The organism is Domibacillus indicus (assembly GCF_000970685.1).
GTDB lineage: Bacteria > Bacillota > Bacilli > Bacillales > Domibacillaceae > Domibacillus > Domibacillus indicus.
Genome location: NZ_LAJB01000014.1, coordinates 52,908 through 72,848, shown reverse-complemented (window position 1 = coordinate 72,848; position 19,941 = coordinate 52,908). Strand labels below are relative to the sequence as shown.

Below are 19,941 nucleotides of genomic sequence, written 5' to 3'. Positions count from 1 at the left end.
TCTATTTGAAATACGGGGTGCATTTCAAATAGAAGTAAAAATTTAAAACGTTGACGTTTATTTTGTTCAGTTTTCAAAGATCAATCAGCTGTTCAATCTTAACGACAGCCTAAGAACTATAACACTTACTTCTCTTTACTGTCAACAAATTTTTCAGGTTGTTTTTAAAAGCCCCCTGTCTCCCTCTATTACTTTAAAGGAAGAATTTTTCAATGACAGGCCTTACTATATCACGCTTTTCAAAAGTAAGTCAACATTTTTAAAGAAAAACTAATAAAATAATTCGTTTTAAAAAATCAATTCGACTTTACTTGATGTCTTAGCGACGAATAATACTTTACCACCTCATTTTATATTAGTCAATAGTTTTTCTTATTTTTTTCTAACTGACTCTGCTTGCAAGTTCACTATGACCTGAAACGTTCAGTTTCTAAAACAAGTATTTTTCTTCCATTAAAAAACAGCCAGGCTGAATATTTGACCCGGCTGTTTTTTATCTTTTGTTCTGAAGAAGCTTAACTCCTTCCATTAAAATAACTGATGCCAGTGCAAGGCCGGCTGCTATAAGCCATTCGCCCCACCCAAATTCAGAAGGGATGGAGAAAATGTTTCTTATGCCTGGCAGTACAGCCAATCCATATAGCAAAAAACATACTGCAACTGCCCCAAGAACATACTTATTACTAAAGAATCCTGCACCCAATACTGTCTGCGTGCTGGAACGAGCAGCAAAGGTTTGAAGTGTCCGCGCCAAAATTAGTGTAGTAAACGCCATGGCGATTCCCATCCCCCGACACTTGAAGACCAATATAATGCGAAACAATGACAGCAGCCCCAATCAGCAGTCCGCGGGTTAAAACAGCTTTTAATGTACCTCCCGAGAAAATACCTTCATTGATATCGCGCGGCGGCCGTTTCATGACACCGAGCTCTTCTTTTCCATTCCAAGAGCCAGTGCTGGCAGCGAGTCGTTGATTAAATTAATGAACAGCAGCTGCAAAGCGGTAAATGGATTCGGCCAGTTCAGGAAAACCGCAAATAAAATGGCCGTAATCGCACCGAGGTTCCCTGCGAACAAATAACCAATTGCTTTTTTTATGTTATCGAATACCGTCCGTCCGACACCAACGGCATTGACAATTGAAACAAAGTTATCATCAGCCAGTACCATAGCAGCTGAATCCTTCGCCACGTCTGTTCCGCTCCCCATTGCAATTCCGATATCCGCTTGTTTCAAAGCCGGTGCGTCGTTCACACCATCTCCCGTCATTGCCGTAACATGTCCTTTTTTCTGCCATGCCCGTACAATACGTATTTTATTTTCCGGTGAAACACGTGCATATACTGAAATGTTTTCTAATTTTCGGTCGAGTTCTTCTTCTGTCAGCTGGTCGAGTTCCTGTCCGGTCAAAGCAATATCATCTTCATCCATCAAGCCGATATCCCGCCCTATTGCTTTGGCTGTTGTTTTATGGTCCCCCGTAATCATTACCGTCCGTATACCGGCACTTTTAGCTTCTTTAATTGATCCATATACCGCTTCACGCGGCGGGTCAATCATAGCCGTCAAGCCTACAAGCACAAACTCCTTTTCATCCTCAGGATCAATAGATGTTTTATCACCTGGAAATTTCTTATATCCATACGCCAGTACGCGGAGAGCATCAAGCGAAAAAGCTTCGTTCGCCTGCTTCACTGCATTGAGCCACTCATCTGTCATCGGCTGTTCCTTGCCATCCAGCAGAATTGAGCTGCATCGATTAAACATGACATCCGGCCCGCCTTTTGTCAGCATCAGCTTTTCTCCATCAATCGTATGAACGGTTGACATAAGCTTTCGGTCAGAGTCGAATGGCAATTCCGATTCACGCCTGTACTTGCTTCTAAGGCTTTGAGGAAACTCGTTCATTTTCTTTCCCAAATATGACCATTGCATCTTTAAAGGTCGCAAAAAAAGCTTCCATAGAGGGTCCCTTTTCTTTCCCGCCAGTTCATTGTGTCCATGCTCTTCCAACCGTTTTCGCGCTTCTGAGCTCGTTAATCCTTGACGGGAGGTTTTCAGTTCTTCCATCAGTACCTCTGCGCTTTTACGATATGTTTCCAATAAACAGGCTCCTTCCCTTTGTTTTCTTTCTTTTCTTCATCATAACTGTTCACTCTTTTTAAGCTGATGCCGAAGAAATTGTTTAAATTGTTCAGCTTCAGCCGTTAACACTTTTTCGATTAAATATGTTATGGATGTTTGCTTTTCAGCCGATCCCGATGGATAAATGCCCAGCCTGCCGGCAAGAAGCTCATCCTGCACCATCGATTTTGGCAAATAGGAAATTCCAAGTCCTGCTTCAATAAACCTTTTTGTTACTTCAATTTGGCTGACCGTCATTGTTTTTAAATGGGGGTTTTCTTTTTTTAAGTCTTTTATCAGTGCTTCCCAATAGCCCGGGTGATTATGCGTAAGAAGACGGTAGCCTGCAAGAAGAGATATTTCGTCTGCTTCTTCGACTATAGGACCTGCAAGTACAATAGGCTCTTGATCAATAATGACGCTTGATGTATTTGCATAAACAGATGGCATACGCGCAAGCCCGATGTCAACCAGGCCGCTGCTTACTTTTTCACCGATGTCATATGATCTGGCAATATCGACATGAACATCAATATTAGGGAACTTTTCAATGAATCGCTTGAGCAGTTTTGGGAGGAAGGAAGAAGCGATCTGCGGTGCACAGGCAATAGAAAGCTTTCGGGTATAGCCCTGTTTCCATGCGTTAAAAGCCGACATATTGCTTTCAAAAGAACGAGCCATCTCCTTTGCATGCGGGAGAAAAGACAGGCCTGCCTCCGTTAACTTCACTGCTTTTCCTGTACGCTCAAATAATTGAATGTCGAGTTCTTCTTCGAGCCTCTTAATATGCTTCGTAACAGCCGGCTGTGTAATGTACAGCTCTTCTGATGCCTGCCGAAAATTTTCTGTTTCAGCTGCTTTTAAAAAAGTTTTAAGCCAGTGTATATTCATTCCGCTCTCCTTATTCCATTTCGTTATCATCTTTTTCATTTTTTGTTAATTTTCATTATATAAGAATGAGACTACAATAGCGAAAAGGAGTGATAAGCATGAACTGGAATGCACAATTGTATGATGGGAAACATCGGTTTGTATCAGAGTTCGGACAGGATGTGATCAAGCTGCTGGCACCAGTTGCTGGCGAGAAAATTTTAGATGTAGGCTGCGGCACCGGTGACCTCGCTGCTTCCTTGTTCAGCCAGGGAGTTCAGGCAGCAGGCGTTGACCAGTCACCTTCAATGATTCAGGAAGCAAAGCAGAAATACCCTGATGTTTCGTTTCTCGTACGAGATGCACACGATTTACAATATGAAGAAGAATTTGATGCGGTATTTTCCAATGCGGCGATTCATTGGATGAAACAGCCCGGCCGGGTATTAACGAGCATCTGGAAAAGCTTAAAGCCGGGCGGCCGTCTTGTAGCGGAGTTTGGAGGAAAAGGGAATGTTCGGGCTATTTCCCGGACAATCATTCATCAAATTGATGATTATGATTCAAAAATGTTCCCCTGGTTTTTTCCATCTGTCGGAGAATATACCTGTATGATGGAGCAGGCTGGCTTCCGGACAGCCTTTGCCGAACATTTTCACCGGCCGACCCGGCTTGAAGGAGCAGATGGCATGCATAACTGGATTACAATGTTTGGTGATGTAGTGATGGGTGCTCAAACACCTGAAGAAAAGAAACGGATCATTACAGGGGCAGTGAACGAATTAAAAGAAGAATATTTTTTCACGGATTATTGGATTGCAGATTATTGGCGGATTCGTGTTGTTGGAATAAAAGAATAATCAAACAGCCCTGGATTGCCAGGGCTGTTTCTCAATTTAATTCGCTTTATTTTTGTTGTAAATATCAAACGCCACAGCAGCTAGCAGCACAAGGCCTTTAATACCCTGCTGCCAGTCGATGCCAAGGCCAAGCAGTGACATGCCGTTATTCATAATACCCATAACGAGGCCGCCGATAATGGCTCCAGGAACAGTTCCAATACCGCCATATGCGGATGCACCCCCGATAAAGCAGGCCGCAATGGCATCAAGCTCAAACAGGTTACCGGCTTTTGGCGTTGCCGCGTTCAAACGCGCTGCGAAAATCAAGCCGGACAGAGCGGAAAGAACACCCATATTAACAAAAACCCAAAACGTCATTTGTTTTGTTTTAATCCCTGACAGCTGGGCTGCTTTTTCATTGCCGCCAATCGCGTAAATATGACGCCCGGCTTTTGTTTTTTTCATTACGTAAGTGTAGGCAACAATCAGAATGCCAAGCAAGATTAATACATTCGGAATGCCTTCGTAAGAAGCAAGCACATAAGTAAACACATTCAGCAGCACAACCATGCCGACAAGCTTTAAGATGAATAATCCTTTTGACTGAACGCCAAAATCAAACTTCATTTGCGTCCGGCGTGTCCTGACCTGCGCGACCACAAGCACAACCGATAAAATCACGCCAATCAGCAATGTTACGATATTCGCAGCGCTCGCATCTGGAATAAAGCCGGAACTCATCTTTTGGAACGTTTCTGGGAATGGGGCAATTGATTTTCCCTCTAAAACAATCATTGTCAAACCACGGAATAAAAGCATACCGGCAAGCGTTACGATGAACGCTGGAATCTTCACGTAAGCGACCCAGAAGCCCTGCCACGCCCCAATTGCGGCACCGACAAGCAGTGAAATAATAACAGCAACGAACGTCGGCATTTCATAATTAACCATTAAAATAGCCGAAATCGCTCCGACAAATGCTGCGATAGAGCCGACTGACAAATCGATATGGCCTGTGATAATGACGAGCATCATACCGATCGCCAGAATCAAAATATAGCTGTTCTGCAAAATTAGATTTGTAATATTGAGCGGCTGAAGCAGCAGACCGCTTGTCAGCACCTGAAACAGCAGCATAATAACAATAAGCGCAAAAATCATGCTGTACTGGCGCATATTATTTTTAAACAATTGCTTGATTGGCGATTCCGGCTGAAGCGATGAATACTTTCTTTCCTTCTGAGCATGTGACTGCATGAATTATCCCCTCACCTTTCTCTTTGTCATATACATCATTAATGTTTCCTGGCTGGCATCTTCTTTTGGAACTTCGCCGGTCACTGACCCTTCATTCATTACATAAATACGGTCACACATCCCAAGCAGCTCCGGCAATTCAGAAGAAATAAGCAAAATTCCTTTTCCTTCAGCCGCCAGCTCGTTAATGATGGAATAAATTTCGTACTTGGCCCCGACATCAATGCCGCGTGTCGGTTCATCTAAAATCAAAATATCCGGCTCCGAGAAAATCCACTTGCTGAGTACAATTTTTTGCTGGTTGCCGCCGCTCAGGTTGCCGGCTTTTTGATGAACGGACGGTGTTTTAATCCGCAGCTTTTGGCGGTAATTTTCCGCCTCGATCATTTCTCTGTTTTCATCAATTACCGTTCTTTTCGAAATTTTATCAAGACTCGCGAGCGTAATATTTTGCTTGATATCGTCCATGAGAATTAAGCCGTTTCCTTTGCGGTCCTCTGATACATAAGCCAGCCCCTGCTTAATGGCACTTGTTACATTTGGAAACTGAACCTCCTGCCCATTTTTCACAATCCGGCCGCTGATTTTCTTGCCGTATGACTTGCCGAAAATACTCATCGCCAGTTCTGTACGCCCTGCTCCCATTAAGCCGGCCACTCCGACAATTTCACCGCGCCGGATATGCAGGCTGATGTTATCAATTATTTTCCGGTCCGCATGCGTTGGATGGTATACGGTCCAATTTTCCACTTCAAAAATCGTTTCACCAATTTTTGGAGTGCGCTCCGGATAACGATTTGTTAAATCGCGGCCAACCATGCCTTTAATAATCCGGTCCTGGTTCACATTGTCTTTTTTCATATCAAGTGTTTCAATCGACTGGCCGTCCCGAATGATCGTCATCGAGTCCGCCACTCTTTCGATTTCATTTAATTTGTGCGAAATCATAATGGCCGACATGCCATACTCTTTAAATTCCAATAACAGGTTCAGCAGGTTTTCGCTGTCGTTTTCGTTTAACGAAGCTGTTGGTTCATCTAAAATAAGCAGCTTTACGTCTTTTGCGAGCGCTTTTGCAATTTCAACTAACTGCTGCTTCCCGACCCCGATGTCTTCTACTTTTGTTTGCGGCGACTCTTTTAGTCCGACTTTTGCCAAGAGCTCCTTTGTTCGCATCATCGTTTCATTCCAGTCAATAACGCCATTTTTGCTGATTTCATTTCCCAGGAAAATATTTTCCGCAATCGATAAGTAAGGAATCAGGGCAAGTTCCTGATGAATAATGACAATGCCCCGGTCTTCACTCTGGCGAATATTTTTAAATTCGCAAACTTCGTCGTCAAATAAGATGTCGCCTGTATAGGAGCCATGCGGATACACACCGCTCAGCACTTTCATTAAGGTTGATTTCCCAGCGCCGTTTTCACCGCAAAGCGCATGGATTTCTCCTCTTTTCACTTTCAAATTAACGTTCGATAATGCTTTCACCCCGGGAAACTCTTTTGTAATACCACGCATTTCCAAAATGATATCTGTCATTGTGCCACCTCTTCTTGTTGGCCGAGCTGCTCAGCCGTATAATAGCCGCTGTCCACTAAAACAGATTTGTAATTTTCCTTATCAACCGATACCGGGTTTAAAAGATAAGCCGGTACAACTTTCGCGCCGTTATCATATGTTTCTGTATCATTTACGTCAGCCTGTTCACCGTTTAATACTGCAACCGCCATATCTACCGCTTTCTGTGCTAATTCGCGTGTATCCTTGAAGATCGTCTGTGTCTGCTGGCCATTAATAATTGATTTAATAGAAGCAAGCTCTGCATCCTGGCCTGTAATAACTGGCATAGGTTTTTCAGCTGATCCGTAGCCAATTCCTTTCAGAGAAGAGATGACCCCGATGCTGATTCCGTCATATGGTGAAAGCACTGCATCGATCCGGTCTTTCGTGTAGTAAGCGCTTAACAAATTATCCATGCGAGCCTGTGCAACCGCTCCATCCCATCGGAGGGTCGCTCCTTGATTAAATTTTGTCTGCCCGCTTTTTACCACCAGCTGCCCGTTATCGAGATAAGGCTGAATAATCGACATCGCTCCGTCAAAAAAGAAATAAGCGTTATTGTCGTCCGGTGAGCCGGCGAAAATTTCAATGTTAAAAGGTCCTTCCCCATTCTTCAGCCCCAGCTTTTCTTCAATATACTGGCCTTGAAGCACGCCCACCTGGAAGTTATCAAAGGTTGCATAGTAATCAATATACTCGCTGTATTGAATCAGACGGTCGTATGAGATAATTTTAATTCCCTCATTATGCGCTCTCTCCAATACTGTAGTGAGCGCTGCTTGTCCATCAATTGGCGCAACAACGAGCACGTCAACACCTTTGGTAATCATATTCTCAATTTGAGCGGTTTGGTTTTCCACGACATCCTCTGCATATTGAAGATCCGTTTTATAGCCAAGCTTTTCAAACTGCTTTTTCATATTCTCGCCGTCATTCACCCAGCGCTCGGACGATTTTGTCGGCATGGAGAGCCCAATATACCCCTTCTCGCTGCCGCTCGTGTCAATCGCCCCACAGGCTGATAAAACGAATGCCAACAGCAGAAGGATTGGAACGGAAAGCCACTTTTTCATTCAAAGTTCCCCCTTTTTTGTTCCTTTCTGTCTTAATTTGACTATAGCACCGTGCCCCGACCGCGTCTTTTCAATAATTTATTGCTTTTTATAAAAATTTAACTTTTATTAAAACGCTTTCAAAAAAAGATGAATAAAAACATGCTTTTTTAATAAAAAGCGCCCATTTTTGAAAAACTAACTTGTTAAAAGCCCTTTCATCCGCTTTTGAAGAATTCCAGACAAAAAACGGCGGCATTTGCGGGGGCTCTGCGTTCCATAGGGCAGGCGATAATCCCGCAGTCTATGCGCTCTGCGCCTGCCGCCTTTGTGGGGAGAAGAAACAGGAGGGTTGGTTTTCTTCTCCTGTTAAAAAGAAGAGAGCTTCGTTGTTGATTTATAGACGTTTTTTCCTGAAAAGGAACGGGCGGAGGGCTGGCGGCGAAGACTCCCGCAGGACGAGCGGACGGCTGAAACAGTCGGCGCGAAGCGGCGGCCGGTTCAGCGTTCGCCCTGCCGGAAAGCGAAGCCCCCAGTCCGCAGCCCATTACGCTGCTTTTTGAAAGAAATGGCTGTATGTGATCGGAAACGGCGGAAGAAACGCTTATTTCCCTTCTATTGTTCAGAGAACAGCTGTACGTTTTATGTTATTTCAATTGACAATTTCTTTTTTCAACAGCACGAAGCCTCCTTTTTTATAAAAAGGAGGCTTGTTATCCGTTCTGCTTTCGATATTGATTCGGTGAAACACCGGTTGCTTTTTTAAAGGCCGTACTGAAATAGTGCTGCGATTCATATCCGACGGCTTCCGCAATGCTTAAGATCGTCAAATCGGTTGTTTCCAGCAGATGAACCGCTTTGTTCATTCGTTTCCCGGTCACAAGCTGAACAAATGAAACCCCCAGCTCCTGCTTAATGATCCGGCTTAAATAAACCGGCGAAACCTGCAGCGATTCCGCTGTTGATTCAAGAGAAAGCGAGGCATCCTCAAAATGCTGATTAATATACTCTTTTGCCCGGCGGACGATCGGTGAAGCGGCGGCATCCTGCTCTGCCCGCTCCAGGCACCTTTTATATGAACTGGTTGCATGTCCGGTTACCTTGTCACGGTAAAACCGGCTGTGTATGTTCATATATTGCTTTAAAGTCTCTTCAATTGCACGGATCAATTTTTCCTCGAGCGGCCTCCAGGTAATCAGCATAACATGCTCTTCATCTGAAAATAAGAGGTGTTCTGTTTCTATCAGCCACTCTTCTGTAATGTTTTTCACGGCAAATAACATCATACGGCGGTCTTTTTCAGTTAAAAGCGGCTTCCCCGACCGATATGACTGGCTTCGAATAATGCCAATTTCCGATGGCGTCCTGACCGGAAGCCCAAAAAATTCAAGCTGCATTTCCACTTCTTTTTCATTCAGCAGGCCCTTCACCCAGTCCCTCCCGAATGCTTCTTTCAGCATAAGTTCATTTTTTGCAAGCTGTTCATTCATCCGCTCAACGCGGGAGGCCTGGTTCCGTGCTTCTTCCAGCTTGTCACGAACATTCCTGACGACTTGACGCAGCTGCTCGGGCCTGACCGGTTTTAAAATATAATCTGTTACGTTCATGCGGACCGCCTCCTGCGCATAAACGAATTCATCATGGCCGGTAATAATAATTACCTGGCAATTCGGTTTCTGCTCCTTTAATGCGCGAATTACGTCAATGCCGTTCATAATCGGCATATTCAAATCAGCCAGTAATAAATCGATATCATGCTTTAACGCAAGTTCGAGCGCTTCTTCCCCATCTTCTGCTTCAGCTACAACCTCCATGCCAAGCTCCGGCCAGTTAACAGATTCCGCCAGCCCTTCCCGAATCATAGGTTCATCGTCAGCGATTATCACTTTCCAGGTTTCCATTTACTTTTCTCCTTCCACTACTGTTAAATGACGTGTCAGCGGCAGGGCAATCTCCACTTTTGTGCCAGTGCCCAAACAGCTTTCGATTCGAATGCCGTATTCCGAACCAAACGCAAGCTGAATTCTCGCCTGTACGTTCATCATGCCATAGCCAAAATCGGTTTCCTGCATGGTTTTTTCTGCCCGGACGGATGCCAGCTTGGCCCGGATTTGTTCCAGCCTTTCTTCTGTCATGCCTGCTCCGTCGTCTTCTACGGTCAGCCGAAGCTGCCCCTGTTGTTCAAACACTGAAATTTTCAACCGGCCGGGTCCGCGGCGCTCTTTAATGCCATGATAAATCGCGTTTTCTACAACCGGCTGAAGAACCAGCTTTAACACGGCAGCTTCCTCTACCTCGGGCTCAACCTGAATTTCGTAATGGAGTTTGTCTTTATATCTTGCTTTTTGAATCGTTAAGTAGCTTTTAATATGCGTCATTTCATCCTGGATCGAAATAATATCATGTCCTTTGCTCAGGCCAATCCGAAACAGCGTTGACAGAGAATCAACCACACTGGCCACATCCTCCGCTCCCCTTTTACGGGCCATCCAGTTAATCGTATCTAATGTGTTATATAAAAAGTGCGGTTTAATATGAGCCTGCAGACTGCGCAGCTCCGCTTCCCGCTTTTTTTGTTCTTGTTCTTTGTTCAAACTCATTAATTTTTGAATTTGCAGAAGCATCCGGTTTAAGCTGCGGCCGAGCACACCGATTTCATCTTTACGGTTATCCTTATACCGGGCGGCCAAATCCCCGGCTTCCACTTTTTGAACGAACGAAATTAAACGCAGAATAGGCCGTGACATCGAATTTGATAATACATATGCCGCTGTGATAGCCACAAAGAAAATTAAGAAAATGAAGCAAACAACAAAAAAGTTAATTCTGCGCACTTCGACAACTGATTCTTTGGTTGAAAAAACACCAACCGTCGTCCAGTTTGTAAACGGCTGATTTTGATAGATCAGCTGACGCTCTTCTCCTTTGATAAAAGCAGAAAAGGAGCCTGCTGCTTTTTCCTTAAACCGGCTTGCCGGAATGCCCGTCAGGAGTGACGGTTCCGGCGTATAAACCGCCTCTCCGTTTTCATCAAGCACCATTAAATATCCGGCTTTTCCAGTATTAATGTTTCTGGCCGCCTCGGCAATTACACGAAGCTTTAAATCGATCAAAATAACACCTTTTACTTGTTTCGTATCCGGATCGAGAATAGCTCGAACCACCGATACAACTTCATCCTCCCGGTAATGGACATGACTTGAAATCGACCGGTCCTTCGGATGGCCGATCATTTTAAAAATACCCGCTCCTTCGACAGCCTGCTTATACCAGTCCTCTTGAGTTAAATTCTGGCCTGGCTGTGCATAAAGCTCATTACTGATAGATTCTCCCGTATTGTTTACCGCTAAAATACCGGCTACTTCCGGGTAAAGAGTTGTAAGCCTTTGCATAAATTGGCGGACATTGTAATTTCCCTGCTCGGTTCCACCGGCTTCTAAAAACGCTTCAACATTCGGATCAAATGAAAGCAAATAGCTTACATTCTGCATATTGCCTGCATAATACTCTAATGTTTTATTGACCTGCCCAATAAGCTGAAGCGTATTGTCTGTCACTTGTTCCTCAATTACTCTCTCTACTGTCACAGCAATCAAAGAGCTGATGATAATTGACGGCAAAATAGTAATGACAAGCAGAAGAACGACCAGCTTGTGTTTAATAGGTATATTATTTAATTTAAGTTTTTCCGCCTGCATATTGATCTCTCATTTCCTGACTCGTTTTACCATGCGTAGTATGCGTCTACGTTTTCCTCCGTTACCACTGTTACATTTGTATTTACACGTTCAGGTACAGCGTATTTTGGATTTTGGTGAAGCTGTACCAGAAAGTGAAGAGAGCGATAACCCATTTCCCGGGTTCCCTGCGCGATTGTTGCATCGATTTCTCCTGCTTTGATTAAATCCAGTGTCTGCTTATGCGTGTCAAAGCCAATAATCCGAACATCTTTATGCAATGACTTTGCCGCCTGCGCAATGCCGGTTCCCGCGTTTGCTTCTGTTGAAAAAAAACCTCCAATATCCGGCTGCTCTTTGAGCAAGTCAATCACTGCCTGTTTTGCTTTCATCTCATCCCGCTGTCCGTCTTTAATAGCAGCAACCGACATATTAGGATAGCTTTGTTCAATAGTCTGGATAAATCCCTCTGTCCGCTCCTGCAGGTTTAACTGGCCCGGCGCTGTTATAACGGCCGTTTTGCCTTTCCTGTTCATCAGAGCCGCCAGTTTGTGAGCAGCGGCTGAGCCTGCTTCTTTATTATTGGTTCCTAAAAAAGATGCCGCGCCGCTGTCGGGTGCATCCGCATCAAACAAAACAACTGGAATACCTGCTTCCAGGGCTTGCTTAATAGTTGGATTAAGCCTGGAAGAGTCAACCGCCGAAACGGCAATGCCCGCCGGTTTTCTTGCAATAACCTGTTCAAGCACCGTTATTTGTTCATACACGTCTACCTGCGGGGCTCCCCTGTATTCTACTGAGACACCTAGCTTTTCAGCTGCGTCCTCGAATCCTTTAACGGCCGGCCTCCAATAGTCAATACCTGCCTGAAAGGTAACCATTACATATTTTTCATCCAATGATGCCGACAGCAAAGCCGGCCCGCTTTTCTGCAGGGCTTTCTCACTTAGTTGATAGTAATAAAAATAAATGCCGAATGCTCCAATCAGCACTGTATAAATAATAAGAAGTTTCTTCAAAGCGAATCCCCCTTTCCAAAAAGCTTGTTTCACTTGTACGTATAACATAGTTTCACAATAGCATTTTTCCTATTTTTATACAATAATCGTTTGCATACAAAAAAAGAATGTGCTGAGGCGCACATTCTTTTCATCCATAATCCCACCCGGGCCCCATATTGGGCTGCAGCTCTCCAAATTGCGGACAGCCTTTTTCATCATTAAGCGCTGAAATAATAAAGCTCAATGCTCAGACCAGACTGATCATCGGCACTTCTGCATACTTTCGCGAGACCGCAACCGGCTCCGCCTCCCGGAGTCCATTTATTGTTCTCACCTTCCACGGGTCGAGGTCGATTCGGTCAAACTCCGGAACCGATGCAATAAAATAGTAATAGCCCCTCTGGTGTTTGTAAATAAACGGGGCGGTCTGCCCTAAAAGAAGCGGATTATTACAATACGTCATCGGTTTCTCCCTTCGCTCACTTTAGGATTTGACTAACCTAATCACATTCCATGATAGTTTCGGCAATTGAGCTGATAACTGTCCTCCATCCACTCTTGCATCCCCTCTGTTATGTGGCGCAACACTCGAATGGTTAAACTGATTCGTGGCTTTTACATCATTGTTTTCAAGAATGATGTGCTCCCTCACTGTGTACCCTTCAAAACTTCTTATATCACCGTTTAAGCTGAGTGCTTCTTCCTGGTGACGGTTAACCGCAAAAATAGTCAGGGTTTCTTCTTCTTCATTGTAAACAGAAATCGTGTCCAGATAAGGAACATCCGTGAAATCTTTACAATCGTATTTTGGCGATGACACAATAGACTGCAGCGCTGTTCCTCTTCCAAATACTGAAGCATGCATATATGGATAGAAAATCGGCTGTTTCCAGGCTTCTCCGCCTTTTTCAGTCATAATCGGCGCAATAACATTAACAAGCTGGGCAAGACAGGCAATTTTTACACGATCTGCCCGGCGCAGTAAAGAAATAAGCATACTGCCGACAAGAAGAGCATCCTCAAATGTATAAATATCTTCAAGCTGCGGCGGAGCCACTGTCCATGGTTCAAGCTGCTTGTCCGACTCTTTGGAATGAAACCAGACATTCCATTCATCAAATGATAGATTGATCGTTTTGTTACTGCGTTTTTTCGCTTTAATATAGTCTGCAATAGAAATAACGGAATAAATAAACTGATCCATATCCATAGACTGCGCCAGGTAGTTGGCTAAATCTTCATCCTGATTTCCATAGTATGTATGCAGAGAGATAAATTCTACATGATCATACGTATGCTCCAGCACGGTTGCTTCCCATTCTGCAAATGTCGGCATATGCCGGTTCGAACTTCCGCAAGCGACCAGCTCAATCGAAGGATCTACCCATTTCATTGCTTTAGCCGTTTCAGCGGCGAGGCGTCCGTATTCATGAGCGGTCTTATGGCCGATTTGCCACGGGCCGTCCATTTCGTTTCCTAAACACCAGGTTTTAATGTTGTGTGGCTTTTCATATCCGTGAGAAATCCGCTTGTCACTCCAATAGGAACCGGATGGGTGATTGCAATATTCAACAAGATTCCGAGCTGCATCAATACCGCGTGTACCAAGGTTAACGGCCATATTTACTTCCGCATTAATTTTTTTTGCCCAATCCATAAATTCATTGGTCCCGATCACATTCGGCTCTGTCGCACGCCATGCAAGTTCAAGTCTATGCGGTCTTTCTGAAACAGGCCCTACCCCGTCTTCCCAGTTGTAGCCGGACACAAAGTTTCCTCCAGGATAACGGACAAGGGGCACTTTCAGCTCCTTGACCAGCTCAATGACGTCGGTGCGAAATCCCTGCTCATCTGCAGAAGGGTGATCCGGCTCATAAATCCCTTCATATACTGCCCGTCCTAGATGTTCAATAAATGAACCATAAATCCGCTTGTCAATTTCACCAATTACAAATTCTTTATCAATTGTCACTTTTGCGTTTTGAGTCATAACTATTTTCCTCCTTTAATATATACGTATAAATCCACTCATGCTGTATATGTTTCCTGTACAGGTGAAGCACTTTTCCTGGCCCGCAATGCTTCTGCTTTTTTTTCAATACGGTTAAATGAATGCTGCACAAGCCACAATTGAATCATGACCAGTGTGCTGCTAAGAAAGAAAAGGGCAGCTGAAGGATATGAAAACAGCAAATAGTAAATAGCAGATTGACTAATAAGAACAGCTATTGAAATAGGAAGATTTACAATACTCATAACAAAAGCTGTTTTCCATGTATAAAGAAACGATTGTTTCCTTACTACGTACAACGGCAGCAGATGAGTTCCCGTGACAGCTAAAAAGAAAACAGACAGATAAAATGCGGCCACCATTACAATCCCTGCTCCATTTTCCTCAATCACTAAAAAGTTTAAATATAAAACGAGTGCGCCGGCCATATAAGCAAGACCAATTTTATTTACAGAAAAAAAGGATGAGCGGTATGAAGCCCAAAACGAACGAAATACCGGCACGCTTTCTTCACCGTCAAGCCACTTTCTGCAGATGGTCATTAAAGCAGCCGTCGCCGGAAAAACTCCGAAAACAAACAGGCCCGCCGCGCTAAAAAGCATCCAGAGAAAATGAGCATAAGCCAGCCTGGCCACCCAGGAAAAGACGCAGGTCAGCTTTTCCATAAATGAATTGAATTTCATTGCATTCCCTCCCGTTTTTCACCATTTTGTTTCTGCCAAGTCCAGGCATTTCGTATCCGGCAATCCTGCACGGCGCGAAACAAGCATACCGGCCGCATGTCGTTCTGTAAAATTCACCTTGTGCACAGCATTGAAGACGCCATTTTTTGGACCGATAATTCTCCGGTGTCTGTCAGCTTTATCCTTTGACTCCGCCTACTGTCAATCCTTCAATAAAGTAGCGCTGGAAGAATAAGAACAGGATAACAACGGGAAGAATTGTCATAACAGATCCCGCGATCAAGATATCATAGTTATTGCCGTACGGTGTTAACAGAGTCGCTAAGCCGACCGGAAGGGTAAACATGGTGTTCGACCGAAGTACAACGAGCGGCCACAGAAAGTTATTCCAGCTTGAAAGGCCCTGTAAAATTGCCATTGCTGCAAAGGAAGGCAGCATAAGCGGCGCCATAATCCGGAAGAAAATTCCATACTCAGTGCAGCCGTCCATCCGGGCTGATTCCATCAAATCCTTTGGCAGGCCTGATGCATACTGCCGGAAGAAAAAGACGGCAATAGGAGCTACCATCATCGGCAAAATAACCGCCAGGTACGTGTCAATCATCTGAAGCCCGATCATCAGCTGATAAAGCGGAAGCATGAGTATCTCAAAAGGCACCATAAGAATCAGCAAAACGAGGATAAAAATAAAGCGGTTTCCTTTGAAATCATAAACAGCCAGCGCATAGCCAACCATTGAAGAGAAAAACAAGCAAAGAATGATAGTTGCAGCAGAAATCATAATGCTGTTCATATACCAGCTCCAATAGTTTCCTGCCTCTGTAAAAATATAGGTGTAGTTATTGAGATTCAATTGGTCAAACGGTACCGATAAGGTAATTCCATTTCTCATTAGCTCTGAGGATGGCCGTAGAGAAGAGAGCATAAGAGAAAATAGCGGGAACAAGGCCAGAATTGCAATTAGTGCGATAGCAGCAGTAACAATAGTAGTTAAAAGCCTGTCTCGTGCTAACATGCTTTACTCTCCTTTCTTTAATGCGCCGGATAATGAAAGCTGAAGAATACTGATGATGAAAATAATCAGCATTAATACGACTCCAATTGCCGCGCCAAAACCAAGATCATTCATACGGAAGCCCTGCTGATAAATGTAGCCGACAATCGTCAAGCCGATATTTCCCGGGGAACCTTCGGGCCAGAATACGTATGATTCCTCGTACATCCGAAAGCCGGCAATGATTGTGATGGTAACCACATACACTGTAATCGGTTTTAACATTGGGAGTGTAATATGGCGGAACTTATTAAGAATTCCTGCCCCATCCATTTCAGCAGCTTCATATAACTCCTTTGGAACGTTAGCGAGACCCGCCATAAAGTAAAGAATATTTACACCAAGCCATTTCCATGTACAAAGCAGCACCATTAAAAACATTCCTGTTGCGGCGCCAAACTTCCATTCCAGCGGTTCTACCCCGAAAAAGCCAACCACTGTATTCGCTAGAGAAGACTCCGATTCTCCAAACATCAACCGGAATACAACCCCTGCCACAATTGTTGAAGTCAATGCCGGAATAAACAAAGAGGCCCGAAATATATTGGAAAAACGGACAAACTTTGAATTAAGCATTGTCGCTAAAACCATAGGCAATATTGTTAAAATAACGGTGGTTAAAATAACGTAAACAGTTGTATTGGATAGCGCTTTAAAAAAAGTTGGATTGAAAATCCGCTCATAATTACTCATTCCGATAAACGTCGTCTGTCCAGGCAAAATCGTCTGAAAGCTCATTACGACGCCGCTGATCAGCGGATACAAAAACAAAAGCAGAAAAGAAATAATAAAAGGTGAGACAAAAACATACGGGACTACCTTTTTCGACAGAAAGAAGTCTTTCACGGACCATTTCGACCGACGACTCTCGGTTGATGAAGCAGCGCGTTCAATCATCATAATCCCCTTTCTTTTCACTTATTTAGATGGGAAGGCAGGAATTCATCCTTCCTTCCCATCAATGTTAATTGCTGTTAATAGCAGCTTCCGCTTCTTTCAATGCTTCCTCCGGCGACTGACTTTCACCTCGAAGAACGTTATTAAACACGTTTGTTGACAGCTGTTCCTGGACAAGCGGATTTTTCTCTGTAATGTGGATCGAATCAATTTCGTCTTTTATACTGAGCAGCGTATCGAAAATATCGGTACCGAAGTACTGGTAATATTTATTGTCTTCTTTAATTGCAGGGTTCTCCCAAACAGTCCATCGCGGAGGATCAAATCCCATAATTTCCCATAGGGCCAGATTTCCTTCTTCAGACAGCTTTGCATAAGCCAGGAATTCTTTCGCCAGGTCTGGATGCTCTGTTTGATTTGTGACGACTGTTCCCGTACCGCCTGCACCGGCCGAGCGGTTTCCATCCTCTGTCCATTTCGGCATTGGACGGATAACCATTTTTCCTTTTAAATCCTCCATATAATCAGTGAAGCGGCCCATATACCACATTGGCATAATGACAGAAGCTGCACCTCCGTCATTCATAAATCCATAGTATTCTTCCTCGTGATGAGTGCCGCCTGGTGTAATTTCAGCAATTTTTTCATCATGGATTAAACCATGCATAAATTCAAGCGTTTTTACATTTGTCTCGTTTGCAAGTGTCAACTTGCCGTTTTCATCAAAGAAATCCGAACCTTGCTGTTTAATTAACGGCCAGTAAGACCAGTAGTCACCTGTTTCCAGCGTTGTCATGACCGCGTCTGTTTTCTCTACAACTTGTTTTCCAGCCGCTACATAATCATCCCATGTTTCAATTGAATCAATATCTACGCCTGCTTTGTCCATAATTTCTTTGTTATAAAAAACAACGGTTGCGCCAACGTGAGTAGGCAGTCCATAGTTCTGTCCATCTTTTGAATAGATATCAAACCTTGATTCAATAAATTCATCACGGACAGGCTCTACATATTCATTCATCGGAAGAAGCTGCGGTTCTCCCTGCAGATAGTTTGGAAAGCGGCCCAGTTCAATATCAGCAATATCGGGTGCCCCTTTACCGGACTGCAGTGCTAACAGCAGGTTATTGTGCATATTGTCGTACGGGTATGCCTCTGCCTTCAATTTAATTGGGCGATCCGGAAATTCTTCATTCCATCGTGTGACCGCGTCTTCAAAAAGGTTGATATGAAGTTCCTGAAATGTCCAAAATGTTAGTTCTGTAGCGTCTTTAGAATCGCTGCCAATGACTTCGGTTTTGTCCGCGCCTTCAGAATTTTCTGAGCCGCCGCCTCCTCCGCCACTACCTCCGCCACAAGCTGCCAGCAGAACAAGCAGCATACTAAAAAGCATGGTGTACAAACTGGTTTTTTTCATTTCTTTCTCCCCCTTTGCTCGATTAAATTGAATGTCTGCTATTCATCAACATAACAGGTTGTTTTTCCGTGTACGTACACGAAAAACAGGCCATAGCACCTTTATATCATTTATAAAGGTGACTTGAGATAGCGCTTACAAATAATCCATCAACCCTGTTGATTAAATAGATTTTATCACCGTTAACTTGTACGATCAACTGTTTTTTGAATATTCGATAAAATCAGATAGATTCTCCTTTAATAATCTCATATCCTAACAGTGATATAGATATATATGCATCTTTTTCTATTTTATTCACAATACTTTCAACAGCCTTTTCACCAATTTCCGCGATAGGATACTTCACTGTTGTTAAACGCGGCGAAATATATTTCAGCATATCAATATCATCAAATCCCATAACTCCCGCCGATTCCGGGATCGGGATATCTTTTTCTTTTAAAAAATTTATTACTTCCAAAGCATATAAGTCTGTAGAACACACTATAGCTGTTTTTTTAGCTGGTTCAAACGAATAATCTTCTAATTTCTCTAAATAATTCGGAACCTTTATTACAAGCGGTTCAGAAGCGCTGCCCTCTCTGATTCCTTCCATAAATCCAATAAAGCGCTCTTTTTGTGTGTAAATGTTTGATTTTCCCTCATATGCCAGAGGAGGGCTTATATAAATAAAGCGTTTATAACCGTTTGATATAATATAGTCGACTGCCTCTTTCATAGCTTGCCGCTCATGAATTCCGACATATTCCCAATCTCTTGATATATAATTGAAAATAGTTACGATTGGTGTATGAAATTTGCTTAAATAAGCGTTAAATTTTTCACCCTCATTTACTGTGAATAAAATAATTCCATCCACTTTTCGATTAATTAAGTACTCAATGCATACCCGCTCATTTTCAGGATTTTTATCTGTTAGCGTAATATAAACAAAATAACCAAGCTCCCTCGCTTTCCGTTCGATTGCATTCATTAACTGGGCAAATGAACGATTGTATAAATCAAACAGCACAATGCCGAGTGTCATCGTTCTCCCCATCACAAGGCTTCTTGCAGTATAATCCGGCTGGTAATTCATCTCTTCTGCCACTTTTAATACTTTGTTTCTTGTTTTTTTACTAATCCCTGACCGGTTATTAAGCGCTCTATCCACAGTGCCAGCAGAAACACCACAAATGGCCGCGATATCTTTAATGGTAACTCGCATTTTTTATTCCTCCTTTGGCTGCCATTTATCTCAAGCTCACTAAGATTGCTAATACTTTATTATACTTCACCTGGGCGGTCAACTTATAAATTAACTAATAGAAAACATCACACCATACCTATAAATCGTATTCTAATTGACGGGCAAAAAAGGTATACCCACCAAGGAGACCATGTTGGCCATTGACTGTTATACTTCCAAACGAATTAAGAGAAAATAAAAAGGATTGGACTCTGCTTAACACAGGGTCCAATCCTTTTTGTCGTCCAGCTTAATTGTCTGACT

The 19,941-nt window shown here is 43.4% G+C and carries 15 protein-coding genes and 2 pseudogenes; 1 reads left to right on the top strand and 16 read right to left on the bottom strand.

Annotated features, from left to right (window positions below; all coding sequences use genetic code 11):
• Positions 1-493 precede the first annotated feature (493 nt).
• The 3 genes and pseudogenes from VP98_RS14495 to VP98_RS14490 all read right to left on the bottom strand — a co-directional run.
• Positions 494-1,879: pseudogene (locus VP98_RS14495) on the bottom strand (cation-translocating P-type ATPase); the annotation flags it as partial.
• Between the two features lie 72 nt (positions 1,880-1,951).
• Positions 1,952-2,104 (bottom strand): annotated as a pseudogene (locus VP98_RS19360) (cation-transporting P-type ATPase); the annotation flags it as partial.
• Positions 2,105-2,143: 39 nt separating this feature from the next.
• Positions 2,144-3,016 (bottom strand): LysR family transcriptional regulator, encoded by an 873-nt coding sequence (locus tag VP98_RS14490; RefSeq protein WP_046176124.1) that lies wholly within the window; start codon positions 3,014-3,016, stop codon positions 2,144-2,146.
• 98 nt (positions 3,017-3,114) lie between these two features.
• Here VP98_RS14490 and VP98_RS14485 point away from each other — a divergent pair, with 98 nt between their 5' ends.
• Positions 3,115-3,855, top strand: a complete 741-nt coding sequence (locus VP98_RS14485) for a class I SAM-dependent methyltransferase (protein ID WP_046176123.1) — start codon at positions 3,115-3,117, stop codon at positions 3,853-3,855.
• A gap of 36 nt (positions 3,856-3,891) precedes the next feature.
• Here the strand turns inward: VP98_RS14485 and mmsB are convergent, their stop codons facing one another.
• From mmsB to VP98_RS14420, 13 genes are all read right to left on the bottom strand, one after another.
• On the bottom strand, positions 3,892-5,094 hold the full coding sequence (gene mmsB / locus VP98_RS14480) for a multiple monosaccharide ABC transporter permease (protein WP_046176122.1): 1,203 nt from the start codon (positions 5,092-5,094) through the stop codon (positions 3,892-3,894).
• A 3-nt stretch (positions 5,095-5,097) separates the two neighbouring features.
• Positions 5,098-6,633, bottom strand: a complete 1,536-nt coding sequence (mmsA, locus tag VP98_RS14475) for a multiple monosaccharide ABC transporter ATP-binding protein (protein ID WP_046176121.1) — start codon at positions 6,631-6,633, stop codon at positions 5,098-5,100.
• Positions 6,630-7,727 (bottom strand): multiple monosaccharide ABC transporter substrate-binding protein, encoded by a 1,098-nt coding sequence (gene chvE, locus VP98_RS14470; protein ID WP_046176120.1) that lies wholly within the window; start codon positions 7,725-7,727, stop codon positions 6,630-6,632. Before chvE ends, mmsA begins: the two co-directional genes overlap by 4 nt.
• A 692-nt stretch (positions 7,728-8,419) precedes the next feature.
• Positions 8,420-9,607 carry a response regulator transcription factor gene (locus VP98_RS14465; protein ID WP_046176119.1) on the bottom strand — a complete coding sequence of 396 codons (1,188 nt, stop codon included), beginning with the start codon at positions 9,605-9,607 and terminating at the stop codon, positions 8,420-8,422.
• Positions 9,608-11,404: a cache domain-containing sensor histidine kinase gene (locus VP98_RS14460; RefSeq protein WP_046176118.1), complete on the bottom strand. Its 1,797-nt coding sequence runs from the start codon at positions 11,402-11,404 to the stop codon at positions 9,608-9,610. It abuts the gene before it with no gap.
• Positions 11,405-11,430: 26 nt separating this feature from the next.
• Positions 11,431-12,402: a substrate-binding domain-containing protein gene (locus VP98_RS14455; protein ID WP_046176117.1), complete on the bottom strand. Its 972-nt coding sequence runs from the start codon at positions 12,400-12,402 to the stop codon at positions 11,431-11,433.
• A gap of 229 nt (positions 12,403-12,631) precedes the next feature.
• On the bottom strand, positions 12,632-12,847 hold the full coding sequence (locus VP98_RS14450; RefSeq protein WP_046176116.1) for a hypothetical protein: 216 nt from the start codon (positions 12,845-12,847) through the stop codon (positions 12,632-12,634).
• A 21-nt stretch (positions 12,848-12,868) separates the two neighbouring features.
• Positions 12,869-14,374, bottom strand: coding sequence for an arabinosylfuranosidase ArfA (arfA, locus tag VP98_RS14445; RefSeq protein WP_046176115.1), 1,506 nt, complete (start codon positions 14,372-14,374; stop codon positions 12,869-12,871).
• Positions 14,375-14,412: 38 nt separating this feature from the next.
• Positions 14,413-15,078 (bottom strand): YesL family protein, encoded by a 666-nt coding sequence (locus VP98_RS14440; protein WP_046176114.1) that lies wholly within the window; start codon positions 15,076-15,078, stop codon positions 14,413-14,415.
• Positions 15,079-15,256: 178 nt separating this feature from the next.
• Entirely contained in the window at positions 15,257-16,093 is an 837-nt protein-coding gene (locus VP98_RS14435) for a carbohydrate ABC transporter permease (RefSeq protein WP_046176113.1), read from the bottom strand.
• 3 nt (positions 16,094-16,096) lie between these two features.
• Positions 16,097-17,029, bottom strand: coding sequence for a carbohydrate ABC transporter permease (locus VP98_RS14430; protein ID WP_046176112.1), 933 nt, complete (start codon positions 17,027-17,029; stop codon positions 16,097-16,099).
• A 67-nt stretch (positions 17,030-17,096) separates the two neighbouring features.
• A complete protein-coding gene (locus VP98_RS14425) occupies positions 17,097-18,446 on the bottom strand; it encodes an ABC transporter substrate-binding protein (protein WP_046176111.1) in 1,350 nt (449 codons plus the stop codon).
• Positions 18,447-18,669: 223 nt separating this feature from the next.
• Positions 18,670-19,656 (bottom strand): LacI family DNA-binding transcriptional regulator, encoded by a 987-nt coding sequence (locus tag VP98_RS14420; protein WP_046176110.1) that lies wholly within the window; start codon positions 19,654-19,656, stop codon positions 18,670-18,672.
• Positions 19,657-19,941: the final 285 nt, after the last annotated feature.

Excerpts from the sequence above, each read along its gene's own strand:
- VP98_RS14490 (WP_046176124.1), bottom strand. The coding sequence starts at position 3,016 with ATGAATATACACTGGCTTAAAACTTTTTTAAAAGCAGCTGAAACAGAA.
- VP98_RS14485 (WP_046176123.1), top strand. The coding sequence starts at position 3,115 with ATGAACTGGAATGCACAATTGTATGATGGGAAACATCGGTTTGTATCA.
- mmsB (WP_046176122.1), bottom strand. The coding sequence starts at position 5,094 with ATGCAGTCACATGCTCAGAAGGAAAGAAAGTATTCATCGCTTCAGCCG.
- mmsA (WP_046176121.1), bottom strand. The coding sequence starts at position 6,633 with ATGACAGATATCATTTTGGAAATGCGTGGTATTACAAAAGAGTTTCCC.
- chvE (WP_046176120.1), bottom strand. The coding sequence starts at position 7,727 with ATGAAAAAGTGGCTTTCCGTTCCAATCCTTCTGCTGTTGGCATTCGTT.
- VP98_RS14465 (WP_046176119.1), bottom strand. The coding sequence starts at position 9,607 with ATGGAAACCTGGAAAGTGATAATCGCTGACGATGAACCTATGATTCGG.
- VP98_RS14460 (WP_046176118.1), bottom strand. The coding sequence starts at position 11,404 with ATGCAGGCGGAAAAACTTAAATTAAATAATATACCTATTAAACACAAG.
- VP98_RS14450 (WP_046176116.1), bottom strand. The coding sequence starts at position 12,847 with ATGACGTATTGTAATAATCCGCTTCTTTTAGGGCAGACCGCCCCGTTT.
- arfA (WP_046176115.1), bottom strand. The coding sequence starts at position 14,374 with ATGACTCAAAACGCAAAAGTGACAATTGATAAAGAATTTGTAATTGGT.
- VP98_RS14440 (WP_046176114.1), bottom strand. The coding sequence starts at position 15,078 with ATGAAATTCAATTCATTTATGGAAAAGCTGACCTGCGTCTTTTCCTGG.
- VP98_RS14435 (WP_046176113.1), bottom strand. The coding sequence starts at position 16,093 with ATGTTAGCACGAGACAGGCTTTTAACTACTATTGTTACTGCTGCTATC.
- VP98_RS14430 (WP_046176112.1), bottom strand. The coding sequence starts at position 17,029 with ATGATTGAACGCGCTGCTTCATCAACCGAGAGTCGTCGGTCGAAATGG.
- VP98_RS14425 (WP_046176111.1), bottom strand. The coding sequence starts at position 18,446 with ATGAAAAAAACCAGTTTGTACACCATGCTTTTTAGTATGCTGCTTGTT.
- VP98_RS14420 (WP_046176110.1), bottom strand. The coding sequence starts at position 19,656 with ATGCGAGTTACCATTAAAGATATCGCGGCCATTTGTGGTGTTTCTGCT.